11 protein-coding genes are annotated in these 13,044 nt (G+C 35.7%); 6 read left to right on the top strand and 5 right to left on the bottom strand.

Annotation, left to right across the window (positions count from 1 at the left end; translation table 11 throughout):
* Positions 1 to 7 precede the first annotated feature (7 nt).
* Both DN392_RS01400 and DN392_RS01395 read right to left on the bottom strand, forming a co-directional pair.
* The gene (locus DN392_RS01400; protein WP_000658066.1) at positions 8 to 1,468 is read right to left on the bottom strand and encodes a YheC/YheD family endospore coat-associated protein; all 1,461 of its coding nucleotides are present in this window, start codon (positions 1,466 to 1,468) and stop codon (positions 8 to 10) included.
* Positions 1,469 to 1,488: 20 nt separating this feature from the next.
* Positions 1,489 to 2,541: a YheC/YheD family protein gene (locus DN392_RS01395; RefSeq protein ID WP_000242703.1), complete on the bottom strand. Its 1,053-nt coding sequence runs from the start codon at positions 2,539 to 2,541 to the stop codon at positions 1,489 to 1,491.
* 134 nt (positions 2,542 to 2,675) lie between these two features.
* On the opposite strand from DN392_RS01395, the gene DN392_RS01390 reads away from it, so the two are divergent.
* Together DN392_RS01390 and DN392_RS01385 are read left to right on the top strand one after the other, a co-directional pair.
* Positions 2,676 to 3,812, top strand: a complete 1,137-nt coding sequence (locus DN392_RS01390) for a DUF445 domain-containing protein (RefSeq protein ID WP_149237885.1) — start codon at positions 2,676 to 2,678, stop codon at positions 3,810 to 3,812.
* A 143-nt stretch (positions 3,813 to 3,955) separates the two neighbouring features.
* Positions 3,956 to 4,312, top strand: coding sequence for a YlbF/YmcA family competence regulator (locus DN392_RS01385; protein WP_000164618.1), 357 nt, complete (start codon positions 3,956 to 3,958; stop codon positions 4,310 to 4,312).
* A 59-nt stretch (positions 4,313 to 4,371) separates the two neighbouring features.
* Here the strand turns inward: DN392_RS01385 and DN392_RS01380 are convergent, their stop codons facing one another.
* Together DN392_RS01380 and DN392_RS01375 are read right to left on the bottom strand one after the other, a co-directional pair.
* Entirely contained in the window at positions 4,372 to 4,968 is a 597-nt protein-coding gene (locus DN392_RS01380; RefSeq protein ID WP_000760957.1) for an NDxxF motif lipoprotein, read from the bottom strand.
* 24 nt (positions 4,969 to 4,992) lie between these two features.
* The gene (locus DN392_RS01375) at positions 4,993 to 5,550 is read right to left on the bottom strand and encodes an HAAS signaling domain-containing protein (protein ID WP_149237884.1); all 558 of its coding nucleotides are present in this window, start codon (positions 5,548 to 5,550) and stop codon (positions 4,993 to 4,995) included.
* A gap of 358 nt (positions 5,551 to 5,908) precedes the next feature.
* Between DN392_RS01375 and alsS the strand changes: the two genes are divergently transcribed.
* Both alsS and alsD read left to right on the top strand, forming a co-directional pair.
* Positions 5,909 to 7,597 (top strand): acetolactate synthase AlsS, encoded by a 1,689-nt coding sequence (gene alsS, locus DN392_RS01370; protein ID WP_064459733.1) that lies wholly within the window; start codon positions 5,909 to 5,911, stop codon positions 7,595 to 7,597.
* Between the two features lie 16 nt (positions 7,598 to 7,613).
* The gene (gene alsD / locus DN392_RS01365; protein WP_064459732.1) at positions 7,614 to 8,372 is read left to right on the top strand and encodes an alpha-acetolactate decarboxylase; all 759 of its coding nucleotides are present in this window, start codon (positions 7,614 to 7,616) and stop codon (positions 8,370 to 8,372) included.
* 178 nt (positions 8,373 to 8,550) lie between these two features.
* Here the strand turns inward: alsD and DN392_RS01355 are convergent, their stop codons facing one another.
* Entirely contained in the window at positions 8,551 to 9,171 is a 621-nt protein-coding gene (locus DN392_RS01355) for a DNA-3-methyladenine glycosylase (protein ID WP_001148770.1), read from the bottom strand.
* 134 nt (positions 9,172 to 9,305) lie between these two features.
* Between DN392_RS01355 and DN392_RS01350 the strand changes: the two genes are divergently transcribed.
* Both DN392_RS01350 and DN392_RS01345 read left to right on the top strand, forming a co-directional pair.
* A complete protein-coding gene (locus tag DN392_RS01350; RefSeq protein ID WP_000640400.1) occupies positions 9,306 to 10,178 on the top strand; it encodes a Cof-type HAD-IIB family hydrolase in 873 nt (290 codons plus the stop codon).
* Between the two features lie 383 nt (positions 10,179 to 10,561).
* On the top strand, positions 10,562 to 13,044 hold a 2,483-nt coding region (locus DN392_RS01345), incomplete at its 3' end, for an MSCRAMM family protein (RefSeq protein WP_149237883.1).

The following is a 13,044-nucleotide window of genomic DNA, read 5'->3' as shown; positions in this document are numbered from 1 at the left end:
TTCCACCTTATGAATGAGGTGGAAGTTTTTGTTTTTGTATTTGTAAGTGAATCATAGGGGATGGGATATGTTCGGTGTTTGATGGAGTTCCGGATTTTATTTGAGACATTTTTTCTTTTGCATCGCGCAAAGAATGTTCAGTTAAGTAGATGGCATATTCGTAAAATAATTGGCGCGTCAGTTCACTTTGTTCTTTTAACTTTTCATCTTGGAATACAGTTCGCCCAGGTTTAGAGTTTGCTTCAAAGAGCCACGGGTTTTCCTGTGTGTCTAAACCGATATCAAAACCGATTTCTCCAATATTTCCGGTTACTTGTTCATCGAGCGCGTAACTGATTTGTAAGGCCGTATGTTTTAATTTATTTTCAATTTGAATTTGTTTCGTTGAATCTGGAAAAAGTTCTTGCAGTAATTTTGTATCGCCACCGCTATTTACATGCGTTGTTAAGCTACCTTTGCCAGCAATTTTTGCAACGATTGCACTGACCATCCATTGGCCGAAATGATTTTTATTTGTATGAATGCGAAAATCAACAGGTTGCCCATCGAAGCGAAGTAAGGAAATACCTTGTTGTACGATAAATTTTTTTAAATCATGTCCTTTTAACACATGGTTCAGAAGCGTTTCTAATGATTGGTACTTTCTTAGTTTATTTTCTTCATTTTCGCGATAACGGCAGTAGTAGCAATTCTCTGTTTGAGAATAAAATAGTTGATGAATATTTCTACCGAAGCTGCCGTGAATCGGTTTCATGTAAACAGATTTATACGTACCGAGAAATCGTTCTACTTGTTCGAAGTGTTGAAATGTTTCTGTGTTTGGTAATAAAGGCATAATGGATTCATCTTTCACAAGAAGTTGATGCACTTCCCATTTATTGAAAAAGCCTGGGTTAAACCAAGGAATGGAGTAGTCATGCTCTAACTTTCTTTTTGCTCTTACGATCGGTTTATAATTTTCGGCTTTACGATTTGGTAATCGATCGTAAATGACATTCGGTAAAGGGACTTTTTTCTTAATCCACTGTTTCTCTTGAAAGAAATATCCTTCAATTGTTTCGTCTTCCCAGTTTATATGTTGCACACCAAAAACGAATACAAATGGTCGCAAGGTGAATGGCGGCGTTAGTAACTCGCTGAGAGAAGTTGAACGGTTTCCTAAAGGATTAGAAGAGTCATCGTTAAAACCAGTTGTAAAAATCCCGATTAATGGTCCGAAAATAATGGTTTCATTTTGCGTGAATGCATGGATAGTAGTGGAATGAGGAAGTAAAAGTTTCTCTGCAATTTGTTTTCCGATAATGATTTCGCGAGTAAAGGAATAATGAATTTTCACCTCTTCACTTGCAACATGGCGTACGCCGAAGGAAAGGGATGAAATTGGTGGTGTAATGGAAAAAATGTAAGGTAAAGTAATACTATTTGGATGCTCATCTGAAATGTTTAATGTATATATGTGCTCTTTCAAAATGGTGTTACCTCCTTTCATTATGGTGTGAAGCGACTAAAATTTAGTGGTCCGTGATATATTTTTTCGGCTAATGCATCACTATGACGAATGTAATGTTCGTACGGGGGGATCGTGTTGACATACATAAGCCAAATTGCCCCTTTTTGATCCATAATGGTGGAAAGCTCTAGCTCGAATAACGAAGAATAAGATTCGTCTAATGTTTGGAACACTTCATTTATAATGTCATGTAAAGCGTCCTGTAATAATTGTACACCTGTACTAGATAATACGTATTTAATTTTTGAAAATGAATGCAACGAGGAATCATCCGTTGCCGAAAGTAAAAGTTGATTCGGAAATGAGCTTTTTTGTATAAATTGGCCGATAGCATTCCACTTTTGTTCTTTATTTTTTTGCAAAATGGTTCGAATATGGAGCGGGTATGTTAATTGATTTGGTGGTTGCAGCATTGTATGGATGATGTAACGTGCTGATCGTATGTTAGATTTGTACCAAGATATAAATTCATCTGTCCGTTTGATTGGAGTAGAAGTATGATAGTCATCATTTATCGTATCGATATGAAACGTTTTGTTTTTATAAGTGATCCGGTACAGACTTTCATTAGAATGTGTGTTAGTAGGCCGTATAATAATATCTTTTGTTTTTAATAACAGTTTGAAAATGTTTTGTATCGTTGCTATTTCAAATTTTGGTATATAAGGAGATAATTTTTTATTCGTGAGAAATAAATCATGAAGTTCGCTTAAGTCAATGAGTGTGTTATTTAAAAAGGTAGTGGTAGGACGGTTGTGTAATGAGTGAATAATTGATTTTGCTTTGTTGAAGTCTGTTTCCTCGTTAAAAGAAGAACGATCGTAAATATAAGAAGGAATAGGGAATATTTGCTCTTTCCATTTTCCTGTATCTGTATCATAAATAAGACCAGAGACAAGGTCTGTTTTAGGATCAATACCAAATGGCGTAAACTGGGCAACGACATTATGATAAAGCCGAGCGCGTTTAGCGATTTCGGTGTAATACATTTGCTCATAATGAGGGTGAGAAGTTAAAATACCGAGAACCAACGAAATCACTCCTTTACTAACAAAATGTTGGCATAATAGGCATAGCTATATATTGCAAATACGTTTTTATACCATTATACTTTTGTCCGTATGATGATATGCTATAGTTTTGGAGAAGCGAAAGGTTGATTGTAATGAATATATGGTTAAGTATGTTAACGACGACAGGGCTCGGAGCGATTATTGGAGGATTCACAAATCATTTAGCGATAAAAATGTTATTTCGTCCTCATCGCCCTATTTATATTGGAAAGTTTCAAGTTCCATTTACACCAGGGTTAATTCCGAAGCGCCGCGATGAACTTGCTGTTCAATTAGGGAAAATGGTTGTCGAGCATTTGTTAACGCCAGAAGGAATCGGAAAGAAATTAACAAATGAAGAGTTTCAAAAAGGTTTAATTCAATGGACACAAGTAGAAGTGGATAAAGTAATTACGAATGAACAGTCGTTACGACATATGTTAGAAAAATGGAATTTAGTACATGTAGAAAAAGAGGCGACCGAGAAAATTGAGCATGTAATTACAGAAAAAATAGAGGCATTTTTAGCAGAGTATTATACATATACATGGGAACAGGCTTTACCTCATTCTGTTCATGAAAAAATAGAGAATACAATCCCACATGTCTCGGCGTTTATTTTAAATCGAGGAATTCGTTTTTTTGAAAGTGAAGAAGGGAAAGCACGTCTTTCAAAAATGATTGATGATTTCTTTGCTTCTAGGGGAACGCTACTTAACTTAGTCGGAATGTTTTTAGGGAATGTAAGTGTAGTGGATCGTGTGCAGCCAGAAGTTATTAAGTTTTTAGGGCAAGATGGCACAAAGCAACTTTTAACTGATGTACTGCAAAAAGAGTGGGAAAAGTTAAAAGGAAGAGATGTAAAAGAAGTAGAAACGTTTGTAGAAAAAGAAATGATTGTAAGCTCCATATTGTCAGCAGTTAAAGTTGAAGAAACAGTGAGTAAGTTTTTAAATCAATCTGTGCAGCAAGTATGTGAGCCAGTTCGAGAAACAATTATTGAAAAGGTAGTCCCAAGTGCAGTAACGAAAGGCTTGAAGTGGGGGACAGAAAACGTAGAAAGTATATTAAACAATCTACATCTTGCGGAAATTGTCCAGCAAGAAGTATCTACATTTTCAACAGAGAGACTAGAAGATTTAGTTCTATCCATTACCAAAAATGAATTAAAAATGATTACGTATTTAGGAGCACTATTAGGCGGGATGATTGGACTCGTGCAAGGGCTATTACTGTTGTTCCTTATGTAGTAAAGATAAGTACATAGAAATAAAAGTGAAATTTCTTCACATCTCTTGCATAGTTTGATATGGTAAGAAGAGGTGCGTATGTAAATGCACGTAAAAGGCAGTGTGAGCGAAAAGCGCTAGCCTTCTAAAGGAGGAAAAATAAAATGACAAAAAACATTCATGATGTTGCATATGAATTACAAAAAGCAATCGCTGAAAACGAAGATTTCCAAACATTAAAAGCAAGCTACGCAGCAGTACAAGGTGATGCGGCTTCAAAGAACTTATTCGATGAGTTCCGTACAATGCAACTTGGCCTACAACAAAAAATGATGCAAGGTCAAGAAATCAGTGAAGAAGATAACCAAAAAGCACAAGAAGTTGTAGCTCGCATTCAACAAGATGCTAAAATCACAAAGTTAATGGAAACTGAACAACGCCTAAACATCGTTATCACTGACGTTAACAAAATTATCATGAAGCCACTTGAAGATTTATATAACGCACAACAACAAGCGTAATAGTGGAAGACGCCCCTTGTATGGGGCGTCTTTTTTGTGGTTTCTATTTGTATATATCATTATTTCTTGAAATACTCAGTATCAATGTTCTTTTCCTTCAAAAACTTTTCAATTTCTTTTTGCTTCCTACCATTAACTTGCTCAAAGCGTTTTGTAAAAGAAAAGTCAGTTTTGAATAAGTTACCATCTTGCGCGAGTTTATCTAATTCTTGCTCTAGTTCTACTGAAAGTGCCGTAGACGCTGAAATAAAATCATGAATTTCCTTCGAAGGCTGTTTGTAATCATCAGGGATCGTATTGTTACTAATAAAATCATGGAAATTCGCATCATTTTGTTGCGCTAAATCTACTAGTTGTTTTAATTTCTCTCGGTCGGATTCGGTGACATTCTCGTCAGACATAGATGATGAAAGTGGAACGATGTTTTCGTCTAACTCTCCGCTATAATCTAAATAAGTTTTTATATTTTGTTTCATTTCGTCTTCGTTAATCGTTTCATTCTTTTTTGAGGAAGTGAATATCGTTTCTGGAATTTTTATCGTTACATCTTTAATAGATTGCACATCGTTTTCTTCCTTAGGTTGCGCACTGTTGGAACAAGCTGGTAGCAATAAAATTGTAAGTAACATGAGTAGATATAAAGTATACTTCTTCATTTTAATCTCCTTTTATATTCATTATTATCTCTGTAAAATAGCTATATTCCATTTCAAATACTTTACTAAAGTTGTGTATAGATGTTTTACCATTTGGTAAGATATGACGGATATGAGTAAACCGCTGCAAAAAGCGATGAACACATTGTAAACATCGGAATAACTAATTTGATGAAACCCTGTAAAAAATCCTAATCCTATTAATAAAATAGGTGAGATGATTAATAGTGGAGTAGCAATGATAAGTGCTAGAAGAATCGGTAATAAAAAGAGTAGTACGAAAAAGGCGATAATGATAAAGGTAAAGTTTAAAACACTTAAACTCATAACAGAAAATAGTGCGGTTATTATATTTTTAAAGCTTCGTTTATTGTCAGCGTTATGTATTGCATAGGAAACAGTAAGCTCTTTCGCGATTGTTTTAGGGTTTCCTAGTTTTCTAGCAATTTCTTCTTCACATTTCCCATCTTGTTTACCACTGATAAAATGAGTTTCGTACTCTGAGATAATATCCTCCTTTTCTGAATTAGGCATATTCTGCAGGGAAGAAATAAGCTGTTCTAAAAATTCATTTTTGTTCATAACAATCACTTTCCTTTATAAAATGATGAATTACAAAGCACATTCCAATTGCTGGGTATTCCAATATTTACAAATATATCATTTAGTAGTGTTCTTTGCAAGGTACTGTAATGTTTTTAATACTGTGATGAGATGAAAGTTTTTTGTGCATTTTTAGATGAGATATAAAAATATTATTTTAGGATAAATAAAGGGTTGTAAGCGGATTCTTTAATTATTGTTAAAAAACTGTCAAATTCATATTGTTGGAAAAATAATGCATTTGTAATATAATGATAAACAATACTTCACCACGTTAATTAACTAGGTGAAATTAAAGATCTTTATTACACACATTATGAAATAAAGGGTGATTAGTTTGAGTACAGGTGTAAAAGCAAACGACGTGAAGACAAAAACAAAAGGAGCAGATCTTGTTGTTGATTGTTTAATTAAACAAGGTGTTACACATGTTTTCGGTATTCCAGGGGCGAAGATTGACTCTGTATTTGATGTACTGCAAGAAAGAGGACCAGAGTTAATTGTTTGTCGTCATGAACAAAACGCAGCATTTATGGCAGCTGCGATTGGTAGATTAACAGGGAAACCGGGCGTATGTCTTGTAACTTCAGGACCAGGGACATCGAATTTAGCGACAGGTCTTGTTACTGCGAATGCGGAGAGTGATCCCGTTGTTGCTTTAGCTGGTGCAGTTCCACGTACGGATCGATTAAAACGTACGCATCAATCTATGGATAATGCTGCACTATTCGAACCAATCACAAAATATAGCGTAGAAGTAGAGCATCCTGATAATGTGCCAGAAGCATTAAGTAATGCATTCCGAAGTGCGACTTCCACAAATCCAGGAGCTACTTTAGTAAGTCTTCCGCAAGATGTTATGACAGCGGAAACGACTGTAGAGTCTATCGGTGCGCTTTCTAAGCCACAGCTTGGAATCGCTCCCACACATGAAATTACATATGTAGTAGAAAAAATAAAATCGGCGAAATTACCAGTTATTTTACTCGGTATGAGAGCGAGCACAAATGAAGTGACGAAAGCCGTTCGTGAATTAATTGCGGATACAGAACTTCCTGTCGTTGAAACATATCAAGCAGCTGGTGCAATTTCGCGTGAGTTAGAAGATCATTTCTTCGGCCGTGTTGGCTTATTCCGTAACCAACCAGGTGATATTTTACTAGAAGAAGCAGACCTTGTTATTTCGATCGGTTATGACCCAATTGAGTATGATCCGAAATTCTGGAATAAACTTGGAGACAGAACGATTATCCATCTTGATGACCATCAAGCAGATATCGACCATGATTACCAACCAGAGCGCGAATTAATTGGTGATATTGCTTTAACAGTAAATAGCATCGCGGAGAAATTACCGAAACTTGTATTAAGTACGAAATCAGAAGCAGTGTTAGAACGATTACGCGCGAAATTATCAGAGCAAGCAGAAGTTCCAAACCGTGCTTCAGAAGGTGTTACGCATCCGCTTCAAGTGATTCGTACACTTCGTTCTTTAATTAGTGACGATACAACTGTTACATGTGACATCGGTTCACATTCTATTTGGATGGCAAGATGTTTCCGTTCTTATGAACCACGTAGATTATTATTTAGTAACGGTATGCAAACGTTAGGTGTTGCACTTCCTTGGGCAATTGCCGCTACTTTAGTTGAACCGGGCAAGAAAGTTGTTTCCGTGTCAGGTGATGGTGGTTTCTTATTCTCTTCGATGGAATTAGAAACAGCGGTACGTTTAAATGCTCCGGTTGTACATCTCGTATGGAGAGATGGTACGTACGATATGGTTGCGTTCCAACAAATGATGAAATACGGTAGAACATCAGCTACAGAGTTTGGCGATGTTGATCTTGTGAAATATGCGGAAAGTTTCGGGGCGTTAGGTCTTCGTGTCAATACACCAGATGAATTAGAAGATGTATTGAAAACGGCATTAGAAGCAGATGGTCCTGTCATTATTGATGTTCCAATTGACTACCGTGACAACATTAAATTAAGCGAAAAATTATTACCAAACCAATTAAACTAATGGAGGCATGATTGAGATGACTGTTGCACAATTAATTGATATTGATGCAAAAAGAACGAAAACGAGTAATGAAGTATATCAAACATCTACAATGCTTGCGCTATTAGATGGTATATATGATGGTGTAATTAGCTTTGAGGAATTGAAAGAACGTGGTGATTTCGGCATCGGCACATTTGATCAATTAGATGGTGAAATGATTGCATTTGATAACGAGTTTTATCATTTACGTTCAGACGGTTCAGCAGAAAAAGTAGAACCGGAAGAAACAACACCGTTTGCGACTGTAACGTTTTTTGAAAAAGAAATGAGTTATACAGTAGAGCGCCCGATGAATCGTGAAGAAGTTGAGGCATTATTACATGAATTAATGCCAAGTAAAAACTTATTTTACGCTATTCGAATGGACGGTACGTTCCGTGAAGTAAGAACGAGAACTGTTCCAAGACAAGAAAAACCGTATACACCGCTCGTTGAAGTGACGAAATCTCAGCCAATCTTTTCATTTAAACATACAGAAGGTACGCTAGCTGGATTTTGGACGCCAGATTATGCGCAAGGTATTGGTGTAGCTGGTTTCCACTTACATTACATTGACGATGAAAGAAGTGGAGGCGGACATGTTTTCGACTATGTTGTTGAAAACTGTACGATCCAAATTTGTCAAAAAGCTCATATGCATTTAGCACTTCCAGAAACAGCTGATTTTATGGCGGCTGAATTATCTAGAGAAAACTTAGAGGATAATATTGCGACTGCGGAAGGCGCGGAGTAAAAAGGAGAGACTGTTCCATTATGGAACAGTCTTCTTTTATTTATAATGTCATTATTTGTCGGTAAGTCGATATTCCTTGTCGAATCGTTGATATATTTTGAGTTATGGTAGATATATTTGAAAAATCGTTGATATATTGTAAGTTACGATAGATATATTCGAAAAATCGTTGATATCGTTATTTTTTTGAAACGAACGGATTCCCCTCGTAATAAAAACGCCACGGATAATGTACAGCTTCTTCTGCATAGTCGATGTTAATACGAGGTCCTGCTGTTATTTTATATTGTGATGATATGTGTTCTTCTTCTTCTGGGACGAGTTCAATATGCAATGTGTCACTTTGTAAGGATACGCCTCGTTCTTCTAACGTAATTCCGAGGGCACGGCATAGTTTGCCAGGGCCATTCGTTAAATTTTTATACTGCGCTTTTGTAATGTCGGTTTTGTTGTAGCGCGCTAGTTTTATTTCTTCTATTCCATCTACCGGTTCAAGGGCTCGAATGAGAACGCCTTGTGGGGTGCCAACTGGCGCTGTAATGACGTTAAAACAATGATACATACCGTAAATTAAATATACGTAAGCATGTCCCGGTGCGCCAAACATGACTTCTGTGCGGTCCGTTCGTCTGCCGCCGTAACTATGTGCGGCTTTATCATCGGGACCTTTGTATGCTTCTACTTCTACAATGATTCCGCTTCGTTTTACCCCGTCTACAATATGTACAAGTTTTTGTCCGAGTAATTTCTTTGCGATTTCTAACGTATCGCCTTCATAAAAGGAAGGTGGTGCTTGCATTGTACTATCTCCTTTACTGAGTGTATATGTATATAGTAAACCAAATTTTCAGTAGTAATTCTAACTCGTTCTATTTGCTACATTTATTTCATAAATTATGGATAGAGTACAACAGCGAAGAGGGGGAGTGCGACATGATTTATCGCTTACTAGCTCTTAATATAGATGGGACACTACTATATAACAACGGAAAAATTGCAAAAGGATTACGAGAAACAATTGAATTTGTGAAAAGAAAAGATGTATACGTTACATTGTTTACGAGCCGTAATTTTCAGTCCGCTCATAAAGTTGCAAAGGCGTTGAAATTAGATTCTATATTAGTGACGCATGGCGGTGCTTTCATTTCAGCAACGTTAGATAAGCCGTACGTTCAAAGAAGATTATCGGAAGAGAAGACGTTTAACATTGTGCAGGTGTTAGAGCACTTCGATTGTAACGTCCGCATTTCTCATGAACGGTTTTCAATCGGAAATCGTGAGAGAAATACACCAAACTTAATTGCGCGTACTGTATTATCAAGCGCAGATCCGTTATTTTATCCAGTTCAGTTTGTAGACTCGTTAGGTGATGCGCTCCGTGATCATCCAGTAGCGGCACCAAAAATTGATGTTATTTTCCAAAGTAAAGGTGAAAAAGAACGAGGGCTAAATACATTACGAAAAGCATTCCAAGATATAGAGTATATTGATTGTGATTCAAAACGAATAGAAATTTTGCCGCAAAATGTATCAAAATTACGTGGATTACAATTGCTTGGAGAGCATTTAAATATTTCGCTAAACGAAATGGTTGCGATTGGGGATAGTTTAGAAGATCTAGAAGTAATTGAAAATGTAGGGCTCGGGGTAGCGATGGGGAATGCACCCATAGAGTTAAAACAAGCAGCAGACTGGATTACACGTTCAAATAGTGAGAACGGTGTTGAGTATATGATTAAAGAACATTTCCGCAAGCAATTCCCACTTCCGTTTTTGAAGAATCATAAAAATACACCGAAACGATGAAAGAAAAACGTAGCTTTTCAGCTACGTTTTTTATTAGTTTTATTCGAAAAATGAAAACGTTTTACCGGATAAATTGTGTCTAAAATTCATACAATTAACTTGAATCATTTAGAAAACTGTTGTAAAGTGGGTGATGTTGCCAAAATAGTTACACCACATGAAATATTCTTCAGGTTAATTTCATTGAGCTCCCATACGTAAAAACATTTCCGCATGATAGTTTAGTTCACGTATTGTTTCAAAAATGAATTGTAGTAATTTTACTAATTAGTTTTAGAGTGTCTTTGTTTTATTTAAATGGATTATTTTAAGTTAATGTGAGTAAGGCTTGGTACATATGAAATGTACTTCTCTTTGTAGCTTTAGGAAATTTAAAAGGGGGAATGAATTTTTTGAGGAAATCATTTAATCAAAAAATAAAAAAATTAAGTAGTAGTTTTATAGTAGTGTTGCTAGTATGTATGAATTTTCTAATCCATTTACCATATAAAGCAGAGGCAGCTACACCAGAATTAAAAGGTTTAGGTGATGTATCTTATTACAATGCAATCATTTTTGGAGATCATAGTGCAACGAGTGCGGATATTGAGGGTGCGATGGCTATTCAAAAAAATATGAACGCATCAAGTTATACAGTCTTAGCGGCTGCAACAGGAGCACATAACTTAGCTGGAGCAACATGGGTAGAGGAAGGATATCCATCATTATTACTAGGTGGTCAATTTACGAAAGCGGGAACAGGACAAGTAATTATTCAAGATGGAACAGTGGCGATGACAAAAGATGGTGACCCAGAAGGTGCAATGAAATCATCATATGACCGTATCTCTTATAAAGAGCAAGCGGAGATTGATGCTAAATTTAAAGAATTTAGAAAAGACGTTGATAGTGTAATTGAGGATGCGGGCCAATTACATACTGATAAACCAAAACCTGGTATGACTTTTGGAATCGGTGAAGATGTAAATAACCCTAATATTTATGTTTCTTCAGGCCAAAATGGAAAGAAAACATTTAATGTAAGTGATGTTTATCTTCCGAATGTAAGTAATAAAGACTTTATTGTTATTCATTCAGATGCAGAAGAAGTGAGTTTTGGTGGCGGTGCAATCTTGTATGATACAACAGATAAGGGCGGGTTCACATTAGTTAATACATCTCAAGCATATGATCCTAATTCCTTTTTTACCGAGTTAGCTAGTAAAGTCATTTGGGTGTTCCCTAATGCTACAAAGATAACAACTAAAGGATATGGTGTAGTAGGAAGTGTATTTGCGCCTAATGCAGTTGTAGAGACAAAAGGTGGCTCTATTAACGGACAAGCCTTTGTTGGTGGGTTACACCAAAGAGATGGATTTGAGGTTCATAATTTTAAATTTAACTGGCCAAAGTGGAAAAAGCCGGCTGCTGAAAAAGGAAATTTACAAATTAAAAAAGTTGATGAAAACGATGAAAACATTGTTTTAAAAGATGCGAAATTTGATGTTATAGACAAAGATAATAATGTTGTGGCTACTGTTACAACAAACGAAAAGGGTATTGCGGAAGTTAAAGATTTACCATTTGGTGATTATTTTGTAAAAGAAATTAGTGCACCAGAAGGATATATAAAAGTTGATACACCAGTAAAAGTAACAATTGATAATACAAACATAATTGAATTTGTTATGAAGAATACGAAAAAAGTAGAGAATGGTCAATTTAAATTATTGAAAAAAGATAGTGAATCTGGTCAACTTTTACCAGGTGCAAAATTTGATGTTATAGATAAAGATGGGAACGTTATCGAAACAATTATTACAGATGGTAAAGGTGAAGCTTTATCAACACAACTTCCAGTTGGAACATATACATTAAAAGAAGTTGAAGCACCAAAAGGTTACGAACTAACATCTAGTTTAGTTCATGTTGATGTAGCTGCTAATAAAACAGTGACTGTAGATGTGTTGAATAAAAAAATTGTTGAAAAAGCTACAGGTCAATTTGAAATCGTAAAAGTGGATGCAGAAGATAAAGCGAAAGTATTATCAGATGCAGAATTTGAAGTGTACAAAGATGGTAAAAAAGTAGAGACGTTACGAACAGATAAAACAGGTAAAGTAACCTCTAAGAAATTAGAGCCAGGAACATACACATTAAAAGAAACGAAAGCACCACAAGGATATACATTATTAAAAGAAGAAATTGAAGTCGTTGTGGAAGCAAACAAAGTAGTACAAGTACAAGTAGAAAACGCAAAAGAACTAGGAAGCTTACAAGTAATCAAAAAGGATGCAGAGAGTGGAAAAGTTCTAGAAGGTGCAGAATTTAAGCTGAAGAATGAAACTGGTCAAGTAGTTGGAGAGGCAAAAACAACGAATAAAGACGGCATTGTGAAATTCGAAAACTTAGTGCCAGGTAAGTATACGTTAGAAGAAACGAAAGCGCCAGAAGGCTACAAAGCGATAGAAGTTACAGTAGAAGTAAACGTTGTAGCAAATGAAGTAGCGAAACGAGAAGTATTGAATGAAAAAGTGAAAGAAGAAATTACAGGTCAATTAGAAATTACAAAAGTAGATGCTAATGATACAGGTAAAACATTAGCTGGCGCAGTGTTTGAAATTTGGAAAGATGGAACAAAAATAGACACATTAACAACAAATAAGAATGGTAAAGCAATTTCTAAGAAGTTAGAACCTGGAGATTACATTTTAAAAGAAGTTCATGCACCAGAAGGATATAAATTATCTGATAAGGAAATTAAATTTAAGATTTCTAATGAAAAAGTAGAAGTTAAAAATCTTGAAATTACAAATGAAAAAGAACAAGAAAAAGGTCCAGAAAAACCAGGCGAAGAAACAGAAAAGCCAGGTGAAGAAACAGAAAA

Source organism: Bacillus sp. BB51/4 (genome assembly GCF_008368845.1).
Classification (GTDB): Bacteria; Bacillota; Bacilli; order Bacillales; family Bacillaceae_G; genus Bacillus_A; species Bacillus_A wiedmannii.
The sequence above is the reverse complement of the archived record's forward strand: the minus strand, read 5'-3'. Positions and strand labels throughout refer to the sequence as shown.